Source organism: Pectobacterium jejuense (assembly GCF_026800125.1).
In the GTDB taxonomy this organism is placed as follows: domain Bacteria; phylum Pseudomonadota; class Gammaproteobacteria; order Enterobacterales; family Enterobacteriaceae; genus Pectobacterium; species Pectobacterium jejuense.
In genome coordinates, this window is the sequence record NZ_JAPQKX010000003.1 from 331,656 (window position 1) to 354,241 (window position 22,586).

A 22,586-nucleotide genomic window follows, 5' to 3' on the forward strand; every position below is an offset into this window, starting at 1 on the left:
CTCTTCTCTCTCATAGGTGATGTCGCTGGACATCACCTGTATAAATAACCATACTTACCTCTACCATCCTTCCCTATCTCGCTTGCTATAAAAGGCCGCTTAGTGACTCAGGTTCGTCAGGGGTTTCTACTGACCCGCCACTGGAACGACACACCAGCCGGCACGCAGGTTGAATTCTGGCTGGCCACCGATGAGGGCCCGCTGCTCGCGCGCCTGCCGGTACAGCAGGCCGTTGCCTTTATTCCCGCACAGCAGGAAGCCCGCGCCAGAACGCTCTTACAGCAGGAAAAACGCTGGCAGTTAAAACCGCTCGCCATGCAGGATTTCCACCATCAGCCGCTGCTGGGGCTGTATTGCCCGCAATACCGACAGCTGCTGCGGCTGGAGAAATTGCTGCGTGAAGGCGGCGTTCAAGTCTACGAAGCGGATATTCGTCCGACGGAACGCTTTCTGATGGAGCGCTTTATCACCGCGCCCGTGTGGTTTAGCGGCAACGCCGTTTCAGATAGTCTGATGACGGACGCTCGCATGAAGCCGAATCCCGATTACCGCCCGACGCTCAAACTGGTGTCATTGGATATCGAGACTACCCGCCACGGCGAGCTTTACTGCATCGGGCTGGAAGGCTGCGGACAGCGTCAGGTTTACATGCTTGGCCCACCGAACGGCACGCCTGCCGAGCACGAGGATTTTACGCTGGAGTACGTCGCCAGCCGCCCGTTGCTGCTGGAAAAGCTGAATACCTGGATGCAGCAGCACGATCCCGATGCCATCATCGGCTGGAATCTGGTGCAGTTTGACCTGCGCGTCTTGCAGAAACATGCCGAGCGCTACAACATTCCACTCAAGCTGGGACGTAACGGGCAGGCGTTAGAATGGCGGGAGCACGGCTTTAAACAGGGGCATTTTTTTGCCAGCGCCACTGGCCGTTTGATTATCGACGGCATTGAAGCGCTCAAGTCTGCGACATGGAATTTTGCCTCGTTTAGTCTGGAGTTCGTCGCGCAGTCGCTGCTGGGGGAAGGTAAAGCTATCGACACGCCCTATCAGCGAATGGATGAAATCGACCGCCGTTTTGCCGAAGATAAGCCCGCTCTCGCGCGCTATAACCTGCAAGATTGCGAGCTGGTCACGCGTATTTTCGACAAAACCGAGCTGCTGCCTTTCTTGCTAGAGCGCGCCAGCGTCACTGGGCTGGCGGCCGACCGCAGCGGGGGTTCCGTTGCAGCATTTTCCCACCTTTATTTACCGCGCATGCATCGCATGGGTTACGTTGCCCCGAATCTGGGTGACGTCGCGCTTGAAGCCAGCCCCGGCGGATTTGTGATGGATTCGCGTCCCGGTCTGTATGACTCGGTGCTCGTGCTGGATTATAAGAGCCTCTACCCTTCCATCATCCGTACGTTCCTGATCGACCCGGTCGGGCTGGCGGTGGGGACACAAAATCCTGATGCTCAGCACGCCGTCTCCGGCTTTCGTGGGGCGTGGTTCTCCCGCGAACAGCACTGCCTGCCGGCGATTGTCGAGCAAATCTGGCAAGGACGTGAAGCGGCGAAGCGTACCAACAATAAGCCACTGTCGCAGGCGCTAAAGATCATCATGAATGCCTTTTATGGCGTGCTGGGCGCGACAGGCTGCCGCTTCTTCGATCCGCGTCTCGCCTCCTCCATCACCCTACGCGGCCATGAAATCATGCGCAAAACGCGCGAACTGATTGAGGAACAGGGCTATCAGGTGATTTATGGCGATACCGACTCCACCTTTGTCTGGCTGAAGCACGCGCATAGCGAAGAAGAAGCAGCAAAGATTGGCAACGCGCTGGTGCAGCACGTTAACCACTGGTGGACACAGCACCTGCAAGACACTCAGCAGTTGACCAGCGCGCTGGAGCTGGAGTTTGAAACGCACTTTCGCCGCTTCCTGATGCCAACGATTCGCGGCGCGGAACAAGGCAGTAAAAAGCGCTATGCCGGCATGATCGACACGCCACAAGGCGAAAAGATGGTGTTCAAAGGGCTGGAAACCGTGCGCACCGACTGGACACCGCTGGCACAGCAGTTTCAACAGCAGCTCTATCTGCTGATTTTTCAGCAACAGCCTTATCAGGACTGGCTGCGGGATTATGTCGATCGCACCCTGAACGGGGATTTTGACGATTTGCTGATCTACCGTAAACGGCTGCGCCGCCGGCTCGATGATTACCAACGCAACGTGCCGCCCCACGTCAGAGCCGCTAAAATCGCCGATGACTATAACCGCCAGCAAGGACGACCGCTGCAATACCAAAACGGCGGCTGGATCAGCTATGTGATGACCGTCAACGGCCCCGAACCATTGGAAACCCGGCATTCTCCGCTGGATTACCAGCATTATGTCGAACGCCAGCTCCAGCCCGTCGCAGACGCGATTCTGCCTTTCCTGCACGACGATTTTGCTACACTGGTAACAGGTCAGATGGGTTTGTTTTAAATGAACGTTACTCAGGTTTTAAAAGGCGGGTATTCATGTTTTTACATGAAACAGGCTAATTCGCGCCACAGCAAGTTTGAGGGGTGACGAACGCACCATCATCCATTACCATAACGCCCTTTCTGAATTTGCATCAGCAGCATTATCGTCAACCGATAATGTAATCAGACATTCCTCCGACACAGACGAACATCGAGCTAAGAATTTATGCCTTTTACACTTGGTCAGCGCTGGATCAGCGATACGGAAAGCGAACTTGGACTGGGAACGGTTGTTGCCGTCGATACGCGTATGATTACGCTGCTTTTCCCTGCCAGCGGTGAAAACCGACTTTATTCCCGCAGCGACGCCCCCATCACCCGCGTGATGTTCAATCCCGGCGACACCGTCACCAGCCATGAAGGCTGGCAGCTCAAAGTTGATGACGTGCGAGAAGAAAAAGGGTTGCTGGTGTATTGCGGCCAACGCCTGGACGATGAAACGTCGGCGGAACTGCGTGAAGTCTTCCTCGACAGCAAACTGACGTTCAACAAACCGCAAGATCGCCTGTTTGCCGGGCAGATCGATCGTATGGATCGCTTTGCCCTGCGCTATCGCGCCCGCAAGCATCAGAACGAGCAGGCGCTACAGCAGCAGGTCGGATTGCGCGGCATGCGTGCCAGCCTTATCCCTCATCAGCTTCATATCGCTCATGAAGTCGGTCAACGCCACGCGCCACGCGTTCTGCTGGCGGACGAAGTCGGTCTGGGGAAAACCATTGAAGCGGGGATGATCATCCACCAGCAACTGCTGGCGGGTCGTGCCAGTCGCGTGCTGATTGTCGTGCCGGAAACCTTGCAACATCAGTGGCTGGTCGAAATGCTGCGCCGCTTTAACCTGCTGTTCTCACTGTTTGACGACGAGCGCTACGCCGAAGCCAAGCTGGACAGCAGCAATCCGTTTGAAACTGAACAGCTGGTGATCTGCTCACTGGGATTTGTTCAACGCAGCGCCCAGCGCTTTGCGCAGCTCGTCAACGCCGACTGGGATCTGCTGGTGGTGGATGAAGCCCACCATCTGGTCTGGAGCGAAGAAAGCCCTAGCCCGGAATATCAGGCCATTGAAACGCTGGCACGCGCCACGCCAGCCGTTCTGCTGTTAACCGCAACGCCGGAACAGCTCGGCCAACAGAGCCACTTTGCGCGCTTGCGCCTGCTCGATCCCAACCGTTTCCACGACTATCAGGAATTCGTTGCTGAACAGCAGCAGTACCGCCCGGTTGCCGACGCCGTCACGCTGCTGTTAGCGGGCGAAAAAGCCCAAACGGCTGAACTGAATGCGCTGAGCGATCTGCTGGGCGAACAGGATATCGAGCCGCTGCTGAAAGCCATCAACAGCGACAGCGATGACAATCAGAAAGCGCGTCAGGAACTGATCACCATGCTGATGGATCGCCACGGCACCAGCCGTGTGCTGTTCCGTAACACGCGTCAGGGGGTTAAAGGCTTCCCGCAGCGAGTCCTGCATCAAATCCGCCTGCCGCTGCCAGCGCAGTACCAAACGGCGATTAAAGTGTCCGGCATTATGAACGCGAATAAGGCGCTGGAAGTCCGCGCCCGCGACATGCTGTACCCGGAACAAATTTATCAGCAGCTCGAAGGGGACGATGCCACCTGGTGGAACTTCGATCCGCGCGTGGAATGGTTACTGAACTACCTGACCGCCAATCGTGATGAAAAAATCCTGGTGATCTGTGCACAGGCAGCCACCGCGCTACAGCTGGAACAGGTGCTGCGCACGCGTGAAGCCATCCGCGCCGCCGTCTTCCATGAAGGACTGTCTATTCTGGAGCGTGACCGCGCCGCCGCCTATTTTGCTTCTGAAGAAGAAGGCGCACAGGTGCTGATCTGTTCAGAGATCGGTTCCGAAGGCCGTAACTTCCAGTTCGCCAGCCATTTAGTGATGTTCGATCTGCCGTTCAACCCCGACCTGCTGGAACAGCGTATTGGTCGTCTGGACCGTATCGGGCAGGCCAAAGAAATTCAGATCATGGTGCCGTATCTGGAAAATACCGCGCAGGCGTTGCTGGTACGTTGGTATCACGAAGGGTTGGACGCGTTTGAACACACCTGTCCGACGGGTCGTACCATCTATGATGCTCACCATGCACAGCTGATCGAGCGACTGACGACGGTCGGCGAACAGCAAGGGCTGGATGAGTTTATTCACACTTGCCGTCAACAGCACGACAGCCTGAAGCAACAGCTTGAACAAGGCCGCGATCGCCTGTTGGAAATGCATTCTAACGGTGGCGAACAGGCTCAGCTGTTAGCGCAAGCCATTGCCGAGCAGGACAATGACGTCAATCTGGTGACGTTCGCCCTGAACCTGTTCGATATTGTTGGCATTAATCAGGAAGATCGCAGCGATAACCTGATCATCCTGACGCCATCCGATCATATGCTGGTGCCAGACTTCCCGGGCCTGCCGCAGGACGGCTGTACGATCACCTTCGATCGCGATCAGGCGCTCTCCCGCGAAGATGCACAGTTTATCAGTTGGGAACACCCGCTTATCCGCAACGGGCTCGATCTGGTGCTGTCCGGCGATACTGGAAGCTGTGCAGTGTCACTGCTGAAAAATAAAGCGCTGCCAGTCGGCACGCTGCTGGCAGAATTGGTTTACGTGGTGGAAGCGCAGGCACCGAAACACCTGCAACTGACCCGCTTCCTGCCGCCTACGCCGGTTCGCCTGCTGATGGACCGTAAAGGCACCAATCTGGCGGCACAGGTTGAGTTTGAGAGCTTCAACCGCCAGCTCAATGCGGTAAACCGCCATACGTCCAGCAAGCTGGTGAATGCCGTACAGGCCGATGTTCACGCCATGCTGCAACAGGCAGAAGCGCTGGTGGAAACGCAGGCGCGCCAGCTCATCGCCGAAGCTCAGGAGCAGGCTGACCTGCAATTGCGCCGCGAGTTGGAACGTCTGGAAGCGCTGAAAGCCGTCAACCCGAATATTCGTGAAGATGAGCTGACTGCGCTGGAAAACCAGCGCGAGCAGGTGCTGAGCAACCTGCATGAAGCCAACTGGCGTCTGGATGCAATTCGTCTGGTTGTGGTAACACATCAGTAAACGTTTCTGACAGCGGTATAGGCATAAACCTCATACCGCTGTTATAAAGACACGTTGTTTGCAAAATCGAGATACACGGGCATACCACGGGGCGAGGTCTCCCTGCGGGAACCTCATCCCCGTGTTCTCCCTAATATCACACATTATATGTTGTCTGAAGGTGCTCCGATGGAACCCTATAATCCGCCTACCGATCCCTGGTTGCATATTCTGTATCAGGATCAGCACATCATGGTGGTGAATAAACCCAGCGGTCTGCTGTCGGTTCCCGGCCGTGCGCCAGAACACAAAGACAGCGTCATGAGCCGTATTCAGGCTGACTATCCGACGGCCGAATCCGTACATCGTCTGGATATGGCAACCAGCGGCGTGATTGCTGTCGCCCTCACGAAAGCCGCCGAACGTGAATTAAAGCGTCAATTTCGCGAGCGTGAACCCAAGAAATCCTACCTTGCCCGCGTCTGGGGACATATGGCGCAGGATGAAGGCGTCATCGACCTGCCACTGATCTGCGACTGGCCGAACCGCCCGAAACAGAAAGTCTGCTTTGAAACAGGAAAAGCAGCGCAGACTGAATATCAGGTACTTTCGCGTGACGCTGACGGTACAACACGCGTCAAGCTGATGCCGATTACCGGTCGCTCCCACCAACTGCGTGTTCACCTGCTCGCGCTAGGTCACCCTATCCTCGGCGATGGCTTTTATGCGCATCCCGATGCCAAAGCACTCGCCCCCCGCCTTTTACTGCACGCGCAAGAACTGGCCATCACCCACCCTGAGTTCAATACCCCAATGCACTTTCGTTGCGAAGCGGATTTTTGAGGCCGATGCGCTGACGGTATTTGCAAATCGGGTTTGGTTGAGCGGTAAAACGGGGAAGGTGTAAGAAGAGGAAGGATGCGGATTATTTTGTCTGATTCGCGCTTTTCAACAGTTCATAGGCGGCCTGAATATCCTGCGCTTTGCGCTTGGCCATCTCCATCATCCTCGGCGAAAGCTTCTTGGCGACCAGCTTATCGGGATGATGCTCGCTCATGAGCTTGCGGTAGGCGCGCTTAATCGTCACCGCGTCATCGCTGCTGCGCACGCCCAGCGTACGACAGGCACTTTCGACCGTTGGCCCACGCGGCGGTGAAGCCGGACGTTGGCCGCCATAAGAGTGTCCGTTGGAGTAGCCCCCGCTGGAGTGACCGTTACTGCGGCGCTGATGCGATTTACCGTTCTGGCGTGACTGATTCTGCCGCGACTGTTGCCCCGTGCTACTCTCCATATTCCGCAGAAAGAACTCAAACTGCTCGCGCGTCACGCCCAGCTCATCGGCAATCACATACAACACACGTCGTTCATTTGGATGCAAAACGCCATCAACAAACGCGACCTGAAGTTGAATTTCCAGAAACATCTTAATTAAATCAAAACGTCCCAGACAGGCATCGCGTAGCTTGCGTAATTTTATTCGCAGAGGGAAATGGCTGGTCTTTCCTTCACGGAAAGCCCGTTGAGCGGCGGTTCTGGCCTCACCAAACAGCTCAAGGCGATCCATCATTTTGGTCGCGATCTTGATATCGGCTTCCGTCACCCGGCCTTTGGATTTGGTCAGATGTCCCATGGCCTGAAAGGTCGTGAGAAAGAACAATGACTGACGGGTAGACTGAGCGGAGAAATAATCACGGCGACGCGATGCCCGGGCTTTGTCAATCCAATGCCCCATCAGTAAGCCCATGATCATTCCCCAGATGCCAGCGCTTGAGACGATTCCCAGCGCCAACCCCAGCAACTTTCCCCAATACCGCATATACTCCTCAAATCCTCATGCCGTCAGCCAAAAATTGCTTTATCATACCTGTCATTTATCTTTGCACCTAACGGCGGTGCGTATAGGCGGTGGGGATTTAACACTGGCGCAACGCTAACGAGTGATATAGTCTCTGACCGTTTGCCGGCATGATGCCCCTGATGACGGAACACCTGATACCACGTATGAAAAAAAGCTTCCCAACTCTGCTGGCCACTCTGGTTTGGTCGGCGCTTTACAGCCAGCACGCGCTGGCCGATCTCGCTGCACAGTGCATGCTGGGTGTACCTACGTACAACAGACCGCTGGTAACAGGCGATCCTAATCAGCTGCCGGTCAATATTCAGGCCGACAAAACCGAAGCCAACTATCCCGACAACGCCAAATTCATCGGCAATGTTAACATCCAGCAGGGCAACAGCGTCATGACCGCCGAGCAGGTGGAGCTGAACCAGCTGGATCCAACAACGCAGGGTAGCACGCCTACGCGTACCATTACTGCGACGGGAAATGTCCACTACGACGACAATCAGGTTATCCTGAAAGGCCCTAAAGCCTGGGCCAACCTGAACACCAAAGATACCGACGTCTATGAAGGCGACTATCAGATGGTGGGCCGTCAAGGGCGTGGTTCCGCCGACAAAATGAAAATGCGTGATAGCAATCGCTACACCATTCTGGAAAACGGCTCCTTCACTTCCTGTCTGCCGGGAGATAATAGCTGGAGTGTCGTCGGTTCGGAAGTGATTCAAGACAGAGAAGAGCAGGTTGCCGAAATCTGGAACGCGCGTTTCAAGATTGCTGGCGTACCTGTGTTCTATAGCCCGTATTTACAGCTTCCTATCGGCGATAAACGACGCTCTGGCTTCCTGATCCCCAATGCGAAATATGGTAGCAGCAATGGCTTCGAACTGCTGACGCCCTATTACTGGAACATTGCCCCTAATTTTGATGCCACGATCACACCGCATCTGCAAACTAAACGTGGTATGCAGTGGCAGAACGAATTCCGCTACCTGACCACGCCAGGCCTTGGTGTCATTCAGTTCGACTGGCTGCCCAGCGACAATGAATACGCCAAAGTCTCCCCGCAGGACGATAACGACACCCGCTGGCTGTTCCACTGGGGTCACAGTGGCGTGATGGATCAGGTATGGCGGTTTAACGCGGACTACACAAAAGTCAGCGACGACCGCTACTTCACCGATCTGGATTCGCGCTACGGTTCGACCACCGATGGCTACGTCACCCAAAAACTCAGCGCAGGCTATGCGAACCAAAACTGGGATACCACGGTGTCCACCAGACGGTTCCAGGTCTTTTCCAACGCAACCAGCCGTGATGTCTACCGTGCTGAGCCGCAGCTTGATATCAATTATTACCAGAATGATATCGGCCCGGTTGATATGCACCTTTATGGTCAGGCGGTAAAATTTACCAACGTCAACGACAATCGCCCGGAAGCGACTCGTCTGCACGTTGAGCCAACGCTGAATCTCCCACTGGCAAACCGCTGGGCCAGCCTGAATACCGAAGCCAAGCTGTTAGCGACGCACTACCAACAGGATAATCTGGATCGCTATCGTGCGACACCAAGTAGCACTCAAGATATACAAGATTCGAAAAATGCACTGAAAGATTCGGTGAATCGGGTGATGCCGCAATATAAAGTCGATGGCAAAATGGTCTTTGAACGCGAAATGGACTGGTCGCAGGCCTATACCCAGACGCTGGAACCTCGCGCGCAATACCTGTTCGTGCCTTATCGCGATCAGAGCAGTATCCATACCTATGACTCCACGCTGATGCAGACCGACTATTCCGGCCTGTTCCGCGATCGCAGTTATAGCGGTCTGGATCGTATCGCATCCGCGAATCAGCTTGTGACCGGTGTCACTACGCGTATTTATGATGATGCACTGGTTGAACGTTTTAACGCTTCTATTGGTCAAATCTATTACTTCGATCGTCCACGTACCGGCGACCGCAATACGTCTCTTGATAAAAGTGATAACAACGGCAGCCAGGTGTGGGCCGGTGATTCATTCCTGAAAATCGATGATAGGTGGGGCATTCGCGGGGGTCTGCAATATGACAACCGCCTGAACGAAGTCGCGCTGGGCGACGCCGTGTTAGAATACCGTCGCGATGCGGAACGTCTGGTACAGCTAAACTACCGTTATGCCAGCCCTGAATATATTCAGGATATGATTCCTAATGTCAGAAACCCTGGCTTCCAGCAAGGTATCTCGCAGGTGGGTGTCACCGCGAGCTGGCCGATCGTCGAGCGTTGGGCGGTGGTTGGAGCTTATTATTACGATACCAAGGCTAATCAGCCGGCAAACCAGCTGATTGGTTTACAGTACAATACCTGCTGTTGGGCTGTGAGCGTCGGTTATGAACGTAAAATTACCGACTGGAATAGTGCCAGCCGCAGCAGCGAATACGACAACAAAGTGTCGTTTAATATCGAATTACGTGGTTTAAGCAGCAATTACAGTCTGGGTTCCGACAAAATGCTGCGTTCAGGCATTTTGCCTTACCAGCGCGCATTCTGATGCAATACGGAGTTCTTATACACTAAATAATTCGAGTTTCAGGAAGGCGGCAAGGGAAGGAATCCCGATGAGCTTACTCAAGTAAGTGATTCGGGTGAGTGAACGAAGCCAACGCACATGCAACTTGAAGTATGACGTGTATAGATGTGGCAAACAGGCTGTCTCACTGAAACGTTGGAACTTTTAACCCGCCTTGCGGATGAAATAATGGGAAAGGTATGAAGAACTGGAGAACGCTTATTCTCGGATTGGCACTGAGTGCCTCTACCGCGTTCGCAGCACCACAGGTGGTTGACAAAGTCGCAGCAGTGGTCGACAACAGCGTCGTGTTGGAAAGTGATGTAAACAGTCTTTTGCAGTCGGTAAAACTGAACGCCCAGCAGGCTGGGCAACAGTTGCCGGATGACGCCACGCTGCGTCATCAGATTACCGATCGCCTGATCATGGATAACATCATCCTGCAAATGGCGCAGAAGATGGGTATCCAGGTGACGGATGAGCAGCTGAATCAGGCGATTACCAATATTGCCGCTCAGAACCGGATGTCTCTGGACCAGCTAAAAAGCCAGCTGGCTTATGAAGGTCTGAACTACAACACCTACCGTAACCAAATTCGCAAAGAGATGCTGATTTCGGAAGTGCGTAACAACGAAGTCCGTCGTCGCATTACCGTGCTGCCACAGGAAGTCGATACGCTGGCTAAGCAAATCGCCACCCAGACCGGTGAAAACGATGAGCTGAATCTGAGCCACATTCTGATCCCATTACCAGAAAACCCGACTCAGCAGCAGGTTGATGAGGCGGAAAATCTGGCAACGTCGCTGCTGAAACAAATCAATGAAGGCGCGGATTTTGGCAAATTGGCCATTACCTATTCCGCAGACTCTCAGGCGCTGAAAGGCGGCCAAATGGGCTGGGGCAAGTTACAAGAGATCCCAACGCTGTTTGCTGAACGCTTAACACAGGCGCAGAAAGGTCAGGTCGTTGGCCCGATCCGTTCTGGTGTGGGTTTCCACATTCTGAAAGTGAACGATATTCGTGGCGGTAACAAAAGCGTATCAGTCACCGAAACGCATGCTCGCCATATTCTGATCAAACCATCTGTCGTTATGACAGACAGCCAGGCGCAAGCCAAGCTGGCCGAAGTGGCACAGCAGATCAAAAACGGCAGCACCGATTTCGCCTCACAAGCCAAACTGCTCTCTCAGGATCCAGGTTCAGCGAATCAGGGCGGCGACCTTGGCTGGGCTTCTCCAGATATGTACGATCCGGCCTTCCGTGATGCGTTGTTGAAACTGAAGAAAGGCGAAATCAGTCAGCCTGTTCACTCCTCTTTTGGCTGGCACCTGATTCAGTTGCTGGATACCCGTCAGGTTGATAAAACCGACGCGGCGCAAAAAGAGCAGGCGTACCGTATGATCTTTAATCGTAAATTCGCTGAAGAAGCGCAAACCTGGATGCAGGAACAGCGTGCAGCGGCCTATGTCAAAGTGATTAATGGTGCCAGTAACTAATGCAGACTGAGAGCAATACGCCACGCGTTGTGATCACCCCCGGCGAACCCGCCGGGATTGGCCCCGATCTGGTGATTGCTCTGGCTCAGCAGGCCTGGCCTGTAGAGCTTGTGATCTGTGCGGATCCTGACCTGTTACTCAGTCGCGCATTGCAGCTGTCTATGCCGCTGGCGCTGCGTGACTATCAACCCGGCCAGCCCGCACAGCCACAACAGGCAGGCAGCCTGACCATTCTGCCTATCGCCGCACCGGCAACCATCATTCCAGGCCAACTGAATGTCGCTAACAGCGCTTATGTCGTTGAGACGTTGGCGCGTGCTTGCGATGGCTGCCTGAACGGCGAATTCGCCGCGCTGATTACCGGCCCGGTGCATAAAGGCATTATCAACGATGCTGGTGTCCCATTCAGCGGACACACTGAATTTTTCGCCGATCGCAGCCGCTGCGACCGTGTCGTCATGATGCTGGCAACAGAAGAACTGCGCGTCGCCTTAGCGACCACGCACCTTCCGCTTGCAGCGGTTTCTGCGGCGATTACCCGCCAGAGCCTGCACGAAGTCATCACGATTTTGCATCATGATTTGCAGACAAAATTCGGCATTGCTCAACCGCAAATCTATGTTTGTGGGCTAAATCCTCATGCCGGTGAAGGCGGCCATATGGGCCGTGAAGAGCTGGATGTGATTAACCCAGCGCTGGACGAACTCCGGCAGCAGGGCATCACGCTGGTTGGACCGTTGCCTGCCGACACGCTGTTCCAGCCAAAGTATCTGCAACACGCTGACGCTGTTTTGGCGATGTATCACGATCAAGGGCTCCCGGTTCTGAAATATCAGGGCTTCGGGCGCGCCGTTAATATCACGCTGGGGTTACCTTTTATTCGTACGTCGGTCGATCACGGTACAGCGCTTGAGCTGGCCGCAACCGGCAGCGCCGACCCCGGCAGCTTCATCACGGCATTAAATCTTGCCATTAAAATGATAAAACACAGTAATGAATAATCGCGTACACCAAGGTCACTTCGCCCGTAAACGTTTTGGGCAAAACTTTTTAAACGATCACTTCGTGATCGATAGCATCGTTTCGGCGATTCATCCTCAACCGGGCCAAGCGATCGTTGAGATCGGTCCCGGCCTCGGCGCGTTGACCGCGCCCGTTGGCGAGCGGATGGATCGTTTTACCGTTATTGAGTTGGATAGGGATCTGGCCGCACGGCTGGAAACGCATCCGACGCTGAAAGACAAGCTGACGATTATTCAGCAAGATGCCATGACGATCGATTTCGCCGCGCTCGCTGAACAGGCTGGGCAACCGCTGCGTGTTTTCGGCAACCTGCCGTATAATATTTCCACACCGCTGATGTTCCACTTGTTCACCTATACTCAATCTATCCGCGACATGCACTTTATGTTGCAGAAAGAAGTGGTTAACCGCTTGGTGGCAGGGCCGAACAGTAAAGCCTTTGGACGCCTGAGCGTCATGGCACAGTATTATTGTCAGATAATCCCAGTGCTTGAAGTACCACCAGAGGCATTCAAGCCCGCGCCTAAAGTTGATTCCGCCGTAGTGCGACTCGTTCCTCATGCCGAGATCCCCTACCCGGTCAGCGACATTCGCGTGCTGAGCCGCATCACGACGGAAGCGTTTAACCAGCGCCGTAAGACACTACGTAATAGTCTGGGCAACCTGTTCACCCCGGAAATTCTCACCGAGCTGGGAATCGATGTCTCCAGCCGCGCAGAGAATGTGACCGTTGAACAATATTGCCGATTGGCGAACTGGTTGAGCGAGCATCCTGCAAAACAGGAATAACTGGAGTTCATCATGATTAATGCGCCCCGTGTTTGTGTACAGGTTCAGAGCTTCTACGTGGAATCACAGTCGGAGCCTGATGAAGAACGTTTCGTGTTTGCTTACACGATTACGGTTCGCAATCTGGGGCGTCATGAAGTCCAGCTTTTGGGACGTTATTGGCTGATCACCAACGGTAACGGTCGCCAGACTGAAGTGCAGGGTGAAGGCGTAGTCGGCGAACAGCCGATTATCCAGCCCAGCGGCGAATTCCAATATACCAGCGGTGCCGTCATCGAAACGCCTCTCGGCACGATGGAAGGCCACTATCATATGGTTGACCATCAGGGTAAAGCGTTTCAGATTTCCATCCCCGTTTTCCGTCTGGCTATTCCTTCACTGATACATTAATTATGTCTACCTATTTAGTTGGCGATGTTCACGGCTGTTTCGTGGAACTTAATGCGCTATTGGCGCAAGTTTCCTTTAATCCAGAGCAAGATACGCTCTGGCTAACTGGCGATTTAGTCGCACGCGGGCCGGATTCCCTCCAGGTTCTACGCTTTGTTCGCTCCCTCGGTTCCTCTGTTCGCATGGTGCTTGGCAATCACGATCTGCACCTGCTGGCCGTTTATGCTGGTATCAGTCGCAACAAGCCGAAAGACCGGCTAAACGCGCTCCTTACCGCGCCCGATGCCGACGAACTCATCAACTGGCTACGTCGTCAGCCGATCTTGCAGGTTGATGAAGAACTAAAGCTAGTTATGGCGCATGCGGGTATCACACCGCAGTGGGATCTTCCAACGGCGCTGATGTGTGCACGCGAAGTCGAATCGATCCTGAGCAGCGACAGCTACCCACTTTTCCTTGATGCTATGTATGGCGATATGCCGAACCACTGGAGCACGGAGCTCAGCGGTCTGGCCCGTCTACGCTTTAGCACCAACGTCTTTACCCGTATGCGCTACTGCTTCTCTGGCGGGCAGTTGGATATGCTCTGCAAAGAACCGCCGAGTCAGGCACCTTCTCTGCTAAAACCGTGGTTTGAGCTGCCGAGTCAGGTTGCCGGGGAATACGCTATTGCGTTCGGCCACTGGGCCTCGCTGGAAGGGAAAGGCACGCCGGAAAACATTTACGCTCTGGATACCGGGTGCTGTTGGGGGGGAGAACTGACTATGCTGCGTTGGGACGATAAGCGCTATTTCACGCAACCGTCACTCTCATCAAATACCGAGCTTTCTGGCAATAGCGCGCCCTTATCGGGTGAGTAAAGGTTCGAAAGCCGTTGCTCGATCGCCAACCGTGCCAGAGTCATAGAAAGGGAAAAATCGTCTCAGACTGAGCCTTTCTGGATGACGGTACGGACAACTCTTCGGCGGGAATCGACCAGATACCGCCGCCAAGAAACCCAGACAGGCCGACGGCTTCTACGCCACCTGACGGCAATTCACGGCGGCGTGGATCGCTCAGTCGGTCAGTATTCAGATTGCTGTTTCTATTCGTCATGCTTACTGTCTCCTATCTATCAAACACAGCGGCTTAACGACATTTCAATTGAACGACGGAAGCCGCTACTCGTTTTCATACTAGCGATGATAGATGACGGAAATGTGACCCATTTCCGCTAAAAAATGGAGAGTTCATCTCTCGCTGTGGTTGCTGATGGGTTCAGCGGTGGATTTTGTCAGCGGTTGAGAAGCCGCAGAATATTGCACCACCAGCATCCCCATCACGATTAACACGACACCCGCGATTCGCCCCAGCGTCGCAGGCTTCACTGCCAACCCCATCAAACCAAAATGATCGATGATCAGCGATGCCACAACCTGACCGACAATCACGCAGACAATAAAACCTGAGGCTCCAAGCTTTGGCGTCAGCAATAAGGCGGCAGTGATATAAGCCACACCTGCCACTCCGCCCAGCCAGATCCACCACGGCCCCTGCAAGGCATTACCCAGCGCTGGCGTGGGCACCCGAGCAGCAAATAGAATCGGCAACAACACGCAGATGCTGACCAGCAGGGACACCAGCGTTGCCCAAAGTGGATGGCCTAGCGAGCGCCCCAACATCGCATTACTGGCGGCCTGAAAAGGCACAATGCTCCCGGCAAATACCGCAATACCCAACGGCAGCAATAATGAGAGAGAAAAAGAAGAGAATAACGACATGGAACCCCCTGATTCACAATATAAGTTCACAACGTAATTGGGATGTTCCAATACTCCATCATCCATTAAACTGATGGAAATTCGTAATTCATACGGAAGGCATTCATAGAATGGATGATTTACGTCGTATTGATATGAATCTGCTGCTAACGCTTCATGCGCTGTTGACGGAGAAACACGTCACGCGGGCAGCGCTGCGCCTGCACCGCAGCCAGCCTGCCGTCAGCCATTCACTATCACAGCTTCGCCAGATTTTTAACGATCCGCTGTTAGTCCGGCGTGAAGTCGGTCTGACGCTGACGACTCGCGCTCAAGCGCTACTCGACCCGCTGGAACAGGCGCTTGACCAGTTGAATGGGCTTATCCAGGCACCGCAGTTCGATCCGTGCCATAGCACGCGACATTTCCGTTTGACGCTCTCTGATTACGGTACGAATGCCGTTTTGCCAACGCTCATGCGGCATCTACGTGTACAGGCTCCCGGCATTTCGCTGGCCGTCAGTCATGCCGGCCGTGAAATGATGCTAGCACAGTTGATTGATGGAGAAATCGATTTAGGCCTCGGCGTATTTCCTGAACGCCCGCCTGAAATACACGCCGAGCTTCTCTTTGAAGAACAGTTTGCCTGTCTGGCCGACCGCGCCACGCTGCCGGAAAACGGTACGCTATCGTTTGAGGCATGGCTGGAACGACCACATGTTCTGGTCACTATGCATCCCGATTCAGCCAATGAAGTAGACAGCACGCTTGCTGCAAGCAACCTATCGCGCAATGTCGTGCTGACGCTACCCCACTGGCATGCCGCCATCAATCTCATTGCCGGTACTGACCTGATTTTGACCGCAGCGCGGCGCAGCATGGCCCACATCACTACGCCAGACTTACATATTTTTCCGCCGCCGTTCACGATACCCAACTTTGCCTTCCAGCAGGTATGGCATACGCGACGCGAGAGCGATCCTGCGCATCGCTGGCTAAGGCACGCCATTTGGGAAAGCTGTCAGGCGGGGAAGTAAAGTAACGGGTAAGAAAACGAAAAAACCCGCAGCAAGGCGGGTTTAGCTATTCATCGACAGAATATTATCTCAGGAAAGGCGCTTAGCGGCGTTCCAGAATCTCGAAGCAGTAACTGTGTGAGTTGCGCTCGTCAGCATCATGGAATTCGCTGAAAACAGACTGCCACTCATCCGGCTCATAGTCAGGGAAATGCGTGTCGCCTTCCACTTCGGCATCAATGTGCGTCAGATAAAGGCGATTAGCCTGCGCCAGCATTTGTTGATAGATACTGCCGCCGCCAATCACCATCACTTCCTCGACGTCGCCCGCTGCCGCCAGCGCAGCGTCCAGCGAAGAGACCCAGGTCACACGATCGTCATCACCGGGATGATTGCTGACGACAATGTTCAGTCGGCCGGGCAGCGGCTGACCGATAGAACGGAAAGTATTACGCCCCATAATAATCGGCTTATTAAGCGTATTACGCTTAAACCATGCCAGATCGGCTGGCAAATGCCACGGCATCGCGTTTTCCATACCAATCACGCGATCCACTGCCAGTGCAGCAATCAAACTAATAACCATGGTGAAAAAACCCTGTAGGTCAGAAAATTGCTGACACTATACACTAAATAATTCGAGTTGCATGAAGGCGGCGACACAGCGAATCCCCAGAAGCTTACGCCAGTAAGTGACTGGGGTGAGTGAGGAAAGCCAACGCACATGCAGCTTGAAGTATGACGGGTATATACGGAAAGCTCTTTCGCTCGTCAATATAGATACAAGACCGAAACGTAATATAAGAGTTTTATACTCCCGGCCGTTTGCGGTAGAGCCAAATCCCCGGTAAAGACAGGCCGATAGAGAGCGCACCGACGATAAAACTGGCCTTCAGGAAATTGGTCATCATGACGTTCATCAGCGCTTCGCTGTAGCCAAGGTGCGAAATTTCCACCACCGAAATCATCGCCGTATAGGCAGAAATGCCGGGAAACATCGGGATCACGGCCGCTACGGTAAAGACTTTCGGATGCGCCAGCAGCCAGCGCGACCAGCGAATACCAATGATGCCAATCAAGATCGCCGCCAGAAACGACGCCCACTCGATATTCATGCCGAAATGTATCGCCATAAACCGCACGCCATGCCCGACACCGCCCAGCAGCGCACAATAAGGCAGCACTTTCAGCGGCACGTTGAAGACCATCGCAAACCCCAACGCAGGAACCGCCGCCAGCACCATATCCTGCAAGAGCGCCCACAGTAAACTTAAGCCCATCCGCGTAACCCCCACAGCGACATCGCCATCACGACACCAATACAGGTTGCCAGCGTCAGTAAACTCGCGACCGTCCAACGTGCCAAACCGGTATTCACGTGCCCTTTAAACATATCTGCCACGGCGTTAATCAACGGAAAGCCGGGAACCAGCAGCAGCACGCTCGCCGCCATCGCTACCGTCGAGGTTTGAGAAAAAGCGGGTAAACGCATTAACAGCCCGGATGCCGACGTCGCAACAAACGCCGTAATACAGAAGTTGATCAACGGATTCAGGTGTCGCGCCGTAAAGACCTGCCGGACATACATCGCCAGACCGCTGGCAATCAGCGTGACGATAAACGCATCCCACCCACCGCCGTTCAAACGGCTGAAGCAACCGCAGGAGAGCGCAACAACGGACACCATCAGCCAGCGCGGATAGCGCAGCGGCTTGATATTTCCCAGACGTTTTTCCACCCCTGCCACATCCAGCAGTTTATGCTCGGCCATGATGACCGCATGCTGAACCTCAATGACGACGTGCATGTTAATGCCGCGGTCCACATTCTTCCGCGTCGACGTCAGGCAATGTCCCTGCATGATGGTGGTCAGCACAATCGAATTTGCTGAGATGGAACTCTCAACGCTATCAGCGCCGAGCGCCATACCCAGCCGTGACGACAGCTGTTCTACCACCATACTCTCTGCGCCGTGCTGTAACAGCAGCAGCGCACACTGGATGCACAGTCGGGTTATTTCCCGCTGCTGTGGCGCTTCACCCATCCGTTTTTCGCTACTGAATGGTTCACGATTCTCACGTTCACTGACCATGTTGTTATCTCAACCCGCCCCTGAAATTAACCACAAAAAATGAAAGGATAATTGTTAACATATCGCCGCCGAATAACCAATAAGTGTGATGCGAATTCATTATTCTGGCGCTATCATTTCCAACGTTCTTACTATTTCACTCTCTGGGATGACCATGTTAGAAACATCGCTGTTTGTCGCCACTATCGCCACGCTGGGGATGCTCTCTCCCGGCCCCGACTTTTTCCTCGTCATCAAGAATGCCACACGCTACCCGCGCGTTACCGCACTGATGACCGCGTTTGGCGTAATCTGCGGTGTGGCAACCCATATGGCGTACTGCGTCGCGGGGCTGGCCGTCGTCATCACCACCACGCCGTGGCTGTTTAATGTACTGAAATATGCGGGTGCCGCCTATCTGATCTGGATCGGTATTCAGGCGTTATTCGCACGCGGCGGAAGCAAGATGGATGTTTCAAGTCAGGGGCAGCAAAGCATCAGCCTGAAAAAAGCGTTCCTGCAAGGTTACCTCTGTAATCTGCTGAATCCGAAAGCGACGCTGTTCTTTCTGGCGATGTTCACACAGGTCCTGAATATTCACTCTGGCATCGGTGAAAAACTGTGGTACGCCATGATTATCTGGCTGTTATCGGTCGTCTGGTGGCCGCTGCTGGTCATGCTTTTCCAAAGCGAACCGGTACGGCGCGGCCTGACTAAAGCACAGAAACTGGTGGATAAATTGCTGGGTACGGTGCTGATCGCGCTGGGTATCAAAGTCGCACTGGGTTAACACGCAAAACGTTCCCCATGAAAAAAGCCAGCGCTGTTGCCAACGCTGGCTTTCATTATCCGCTTACCGCCGACCGAAGTCGGTCAATCAGCCTTTAATCATCGCATGCATTTCCTGCACGGAAGTCACCTTCTCCGTCGGATCTGCCGTCAACGACATGGCCGTGGCGAAACCGCCGTTCAGCGTCGTGTCGTAGTGCACCTTGTATTGCAGTGCGCTGCGGCGAATCAGCTTGGAGTCTTCAATCGCCTGACGCCCTGCGGTGGTGTTGACGATGTAGGTGTACTCGCCGTTCTTGATGCGGTCCTGAATGTGCGGACGACCTTCATGCACCTTGTTCACCAGTCGCGGATTAATGCCCGCTTCGCCCAGCTCAATCGCCGTGCCGTGCGTCGCATCCAGCTCAAAGCCATACTTCAGCAGCTTGGCTGCCAGATCCACCACGCGAGCTTTATCGCCTTCACGCACAGACAGCAGCGCGCGTCCGGTTTTCTTCATGTGCGAGTTACTGCCCAGCATCGCTTTAGCAAACGCTTCAGCAAACGTGCGGCCCACGCCCATGACTTCACCGGTTGAACGCATTTCTGGCCCCAGAATCGGGTCAACGCCAGGGAATTTGTTGAACGGCAGCACCACTTCTTTTACGGAGTAGTACGGCGGGATAATTTCTTTCGTGACGCCCTGCTCAGCCAGCGTTTTGCCTGCCATCACGCGTGCCGCGACTTTCGCCAACGGAACACCCGTCGCTTTCGAGACAAACGGTACGGTACGCGCCGCACGTGGGTTCACTTCAATCAGATAAACCTCGTTATCCTTCACCGCGAACTGCACGTTCATCAGACCGCGAACGCAGAGTTCAAACGCCAGTTTTTCAACCTGCTGGCGCATCACGTCCTGAATCTCTTTGCTCAGCGTATAAGCCGGCAGTGAACAAGCCGAGTCACCGGAGTGAACGCCCGCCTGCTCGATGTGCTCCATAATGCCGCCAATCAGCACGCGCTCGCCGTCACAAATCGCATCAACGTCGACTTCGATGGCATCGTCAAGGAAGCGGTCTAACAGCACTGGCGCATCGTTGGACACGCTAACCGCGTTTTGGAAGTAGCGACGCAGGTCGATTTCGTCGCACACGATTTCCATCGCGCGGCCGCCCAGCACATAAGAAGGACGGACAACCAGCGGATAACCGATACCACGCGCTTTTTCTACCGCCTGCTCAATGGTCGCGACCGTGGCGTTAGCTGGTTGCTTCAGCCCCAGACGATTCACCGCCTGTTGGAAACGCTCGCGGTCTTCTGCACGGTCAATCGCATCTGGGCTGGTGCCGATAACTGGCACACCTGCCGCTTCCAGCGCACGCGCCAGTTTCAATGGCGTCTGGCCACCGTACTGCACGATAACGCCTTTTGGCTTCTCGATGCGGACGATTTCCAGCACATCTTCAAACGTCACCGGCTCGAAGTACAGACGGTCAGACGTATCGTAGTCTGTTGAAACGGTTTCCGGGTTGCAGTTGACCATGATGGTTTCATAACCATCTTCACGCAGCGCCAGTGAAGCGTGGACGCAGCAGTAGTCAAATTCGATCCCTTGACCAATACGGTTCGGCCCACCGCCCAGTACCATGATTTTGTCACGATCCTGAGTCGGATTGGCTTCACACTCTTCTTCGTACGTGGAGTACATGTATGCGGTATCGGTCGCAAATTCTGCCGCACAGGTATCGACACGCTTATAGACCGGATGCAGGTCGAACTTATCACGCAGCTTGCGAATTTCGCTTTCCGCCACACCAGCCAGTTTCGCCAGACGCGCATCAGCAAAGCCTTTACGCTTCAGCGTACGCAGGAATTCGGCATCCAGCGCGGTTGCGCCTTTTTCAGCGACCTGCTCTTCCAGACGCACCAGTTCTTCAATCTGCACCAGGAACCAGCGGTCAACGTTAGTCAGGTTAAATACGCCATCGACAGACATCCCCGCACGGAAGGCATCGGCGATGTACCAGATACGCTCGGCACCGGCATCTTTCAGCTCGCGGCGGATTTTGGTCAGCGCTTCTGGATCGTCCAGATCCACTTTCGGATCGAAGCCGGTTGCACCCACTTCCAGGCCACGCAGCGCTTTCTGCAAGGATTCCTGCTGCGTACGACCAATCGCCATCACTTCACCCACAGATTTCATCTGCGTGGTCAGACGGTCGTTGGCACCAGCGAATTTCTCAAAGTTGAAACGTGGAATCTTAGTCACAACGTAGTCGATAGCCGGTTCGAAAGACGCTGGCGTACGGCCACCAGTAATGTCGTTCATCAGCTCATCGAGCGTGTATCCCACGGCTAACTTGGCCGCGATTTTTGCAATCGGGAAGCCTGTCGCTTTAGACGCCAGCGCGGAAGAACGTGATACACGCGGGTTCATTTCGATAACAATCAGACGACCAGTTTTCGGGTTTACCGAGAACTGAACGTTAGAACCGCCCGTTTCTACGCCGATTTCACGCAGTACCGCCATCGAGGCGTTACGCATGATTTGGTATTCTTTATCGGTCAGCGTTTGTGCAGGGGCGACGGTGATGGAGTCTCCGGTGTGGATCCCCATGGCATCGAAGTTTTCGATTGAGCAGACGATGATGCAGTTGTCGTTCTTATCACGCACCACTTCCATCTCGTACTCTTTCCAACCGATCAGCGATTCATCGATCAACAGCTCTTTGGTTGGTGAAAGATCCAGACCGCGTTCGCAAATCTCTTCGAACTCTTCACGGTTGTAAGCGATACCGCCACCGGTGCCGCCCATCGTAAAGGAAGGACGGATGATGCACGGGAAGCCGACGTCAGCGGCAACCGCCAGCGCTTCTTCCATATTGTGTGCAATACCGGAACGCGCGGTATCCAGACCGATCTTCTTCATCGCAACGTCGAAGCGGCGGCGATCTTCTGCTTTATCAATCGCATCCGCCGTTGCACCAATCATGGTCACGCCGAATTCGGCCAGCACGCCCTGACGTTCCAATTCCAATGCACAGTTCAGCGCAGTCTGGCCGCCCATCGTTGGCAGCACCGCATCTGGACGCTCTTTTTCAATGATTTTGCGCACCACTTCCCAGTGAATCGGCTCGATGTAGGTCGCATCGGCCATTTCCGGATCGGTCATGATGGTTGCTGGGTTGGAGTTCACCAGAATAACGCGGTAACCCTCTTCACGCAGCGCTTTACACGCCTGTGCACCCGAGTAGTCAAACTCACACGCCTGGCCGATAACAATCGGGCCTGCGCCCAGAATCAGGATGCTTTTAATATCTGTACGTTTTGGCATTTTCTCGCT

18 protein-coding genes are annotated in these 22,586 nt (G+C 54.3%); 11 read left to right on the plus strand and 7 right to left on the minus strand.

Features of this window, described 5'->3' with window-relative positions:
• Window positions 1-102 precede the first annotated feature (102 nt).
• From NXT09_RS07875 to rluA, 3 genes are all read left to right on the plus strand, one after another.
• The gene (locus NXT09_RS07875) at window positions 103-2,469 is read left to right on the plus strand and encodes a DNA polymerase II (protein WP_268579344.1); all 2,367 of its coding nucleotides are present in this window, start codon (window positions 103-105) and stop codon (window positions 2,467-2,469) included.
• 207 nt (window positions 2,470-2,676) lie between these two features.
• Window positions 2,677-5,580 carry an RNA polymerase-associated protein RapA gene (gene rapA / locus NXT09_RS07880; RefSeq protein ID WP_268579345.1) on the plus strand — a complete coding sequence of 968 codons (2,904 nt, stop codon included), beginning with the start codon at window positions 2,677-2,679 and terminating at the stop codon, window positions 5,578-5,580.
• A 168-nt stretch (window positions 5,581-5,748) separates the two neighbouring features.
• On the plus strand, window positions 5,749-6,402 hold the full coding sequence (gene rluA / locus NXT09_RS07885) for a bifunctional tRNA pseudouridine(32) synthase/23S rRNA pseudouridine(746) synthase RluA (protein ID WP_014916685.1): 654 nt from the start codon (window positions 5,749-5,751) through the stop codon (window positions 6,400-6,402).
• 82 nt (window positions 6,403-6,484) lie between these two features.
• Here the strand turns inward: rluA and djlA are convergent, their stop codons facing one another.
• Window positions 6,485-7,375 carry a co-chaperone DjlA gene (gene djlA, locus NXT09_RS07890; RefSeq protein ID WP_014916686.1) on the minus strand — a complete coding sequence of 297 codons (891 nt, stop codon included), beginning with the start codon at window positions 7,373-7,375 and terminating at the stop codon, window positions 6,485-6,487.
• 149 nt (window positions 7,376-7,524) lie between these two features.
• On the opposite strand from djlA, the gene lptD reads away from it, so the two are divergent.
• The 6 genes from lptD (at window position 7,525) to apaH (ending at window position 14,509) form a co-directional block, all read left to right on the plus strand.
• Window positions 7,525-9,933, plus strand: a complete 2,409-nt coding sequence (gene lptD / locus NXT09_RS07895; protein WP_268579346.1) for an LPS assembly protein LptD — start codon at window positions 7,525-7,527, stop codon at window positions 9,931-9,933.
• Between the two features lie 218 nt (window positions 9,934-10,151).
• Window positions 10,152-11,447: a peptidylprolyl isomerase SurA gene (gene surA, locus NXT09_RS07900; RefSeq protein WP_205551744.1), complete on the plus strand. Its 1,296-nt coding sequence runs from the start codon at window positions 10,152-10,154 to the stop codon at window positions 11,445-11,447.
• Entirely contained in the window at window positions 11,447-12,448 is a 1,002-nt protein-coding gene (pdxA, locus tag NXT09_RS07905; protein ID WP_268579347.1) for a 4-hydroxythreonine-4-phosphate dehydrogenase PdxA, read from the plus strand. Before surA ends, pdxA begins: the two co-directional genes overlap by 1 nt.
• On the plus strand, window positions 12,441-13,259 hold the full coding sequence (gene rsmA, locus NXT09_RS07910; RefSeq protein ID WP_014916690.1) for a 16S rRNA (adenine(1518)-N(6)/adenine(1519)-N(6))-dimethyltransferase RsmA: 819 nt from the start codon (window positions 12,441-12,443) through the stop codon (window positions 13,257-13,259). Before pdxA ends, rsmA begins: the two co-directional genes overlap by 8 nt.
• Window positions 13,260-13,271: 12 nt before the next feature.
• On the plus strand, window positions 13,272-13,649 hold the full coding sequence (gene apaG / locus NXT09_RS07915; RefSeq protein WP_268579348.1) for a Co2+/Mg2+ efflux facilitator ApaG/CorD: 378 nt from the start codon (window positions 13,272-13,274) through the stop codon (window positions 13,647-13,649).
• 2 nt (window positions 13,650-13,651) lie between these two features.
• Window positions 13,652-14,509: a bis(5'-nucleosyl)-tetraphosphatase (symmetrical) ApaH gene (apaH, locus tag NXT09_RS07920; RefSeq protein ID WP_268579349.1), complete on the plus strand. Its 858-nt coding sequence runs from the start codon at window positions 13,652-13,654 to the stop codon at window positions 14,507-14,509.
• 40 nt (window positions 14,510-14,549) lie between these two features.
• Here apaH and NXT09_RS07925 read toward each other — a convergent pair whose 3' ends face one another.
• Window positions 14,550-14,744, minus strand: a complete 195-nt coding sequence (locus tag NXT09_RS07925) for a hypothetical protein (RefSeq protein ID WP_268579350.1) — start codon at window positions 14,742-14,744, stop codon at window positions 14,550-14,552.
• Window positions 14,745-14,878: 134 nt separating this feature from the next.
• On the minus strand, window positions 14,879-15,409 hold the full coding sequence (locus NXT09_RS07930) for a DMT family transporter (RefSeq protein WP_268579351.1): 531 nt from the start codon (window positions 15,407-15,409) through the stop codon (window positions 14,879-14,881).
• Window positions 15,410-15,519: 110 nt separating this feature from the next.
• On the opposite strand from NXT09_RS07930, the gene NXT09_RS07935 reads away from it, so the two are divergent.
• Complete coding sequence (locus tag NXT09_RS07935) at window positions 15,520-16,425, plus strand: LysR family transcriptional regulator (RefSeq protein ID WP_268579352.1); 906 nt, start codon at window positions 15,520-15,522, stop codon at window positions 16,423-16,425.
• Between the two features lie 82 nt (window positions 16,426-16,507).
• Here NXT09_RS07935 and folA read toward each other — a convergent pair whose 3' ends face one another.
• From folA to NXT09_RS07950, 3 genes are all read right to left on the minus strand, one after another.
• Window positions 16,508-16,990: a type 3 dihydrofolate reductase gene (folA, locus tag NXT09_RS07940; RefSeq protein WP_010299774.1), complete on the minus strand. Its 483-nt coding sequence runs from the start codon at window positions 16,988-16,990 to the stop codon at window positions 16,508-16,510.
• A gap of 223 nt (window positions 16,991-17,213) precedes the next feature.
• Window positions 17,214-17,684: a threonine/serine exporter gene (locus tag NXT09_RS07945; protein WP_268579353.1), complete on the minus strand. Its 471-nt coding sequence runs from the start codon at window positions 17,682-17,684 to the stop codon at window positions 17,214-17,216.
• Window positions 17,675-18,448, minus strand: coding sequence for a threonine/serine exporter family protein (locus NXT09_RS07950; protein ID WP_095995308.1), 774 nt, complete (start codon window positions 18,446-18,448; stop codon window positions 17,675-17,677). The genes NXT09_RS07945 and NXT09_RS07950 overlap by 10 nt, the downstream gene beginning before the upstream one ends.
• 202 nt (window positions 18,449-18,650) lie before the next feature.
• On the opposite strand from NXT09_RS07950, the gene NXT09_RS07955 reads away from it, so the two are divergent.
• Window positions 18,651-19,265: a LysE family transporter gene (locus NXT09_RS07955; protein WP_268579354.1), complete on the plus strand. Its 615-nt coding sequence runs from the start codon at window positions 18,651-18,653 to the stop codon at window positions 19,263-19,265.
• A gap of 87 nt (window positions 19,266-19,352) precedes the next feature.
• On the opposite strand, the gene carB is transcribed toward NXT09_RS07955, so the two are convergent.
• Window positions 19,353-22,577 carry a carbamoyl-phosphate synthase large subunit gene (gene carB, locus NXT09_RS07960; protein ID WP_268579355.1) on the minus strand — a complete coding sequence of 1,075 codons (3,225 nt, stop codon included), beginning with the start codon at window positions 22,575-22,577 and terminating at the stop codon, window positions 19,353-19,355.
• Between the last annotated feature and the right edge of the window lie 9 nt (window positions 22,578-22,586).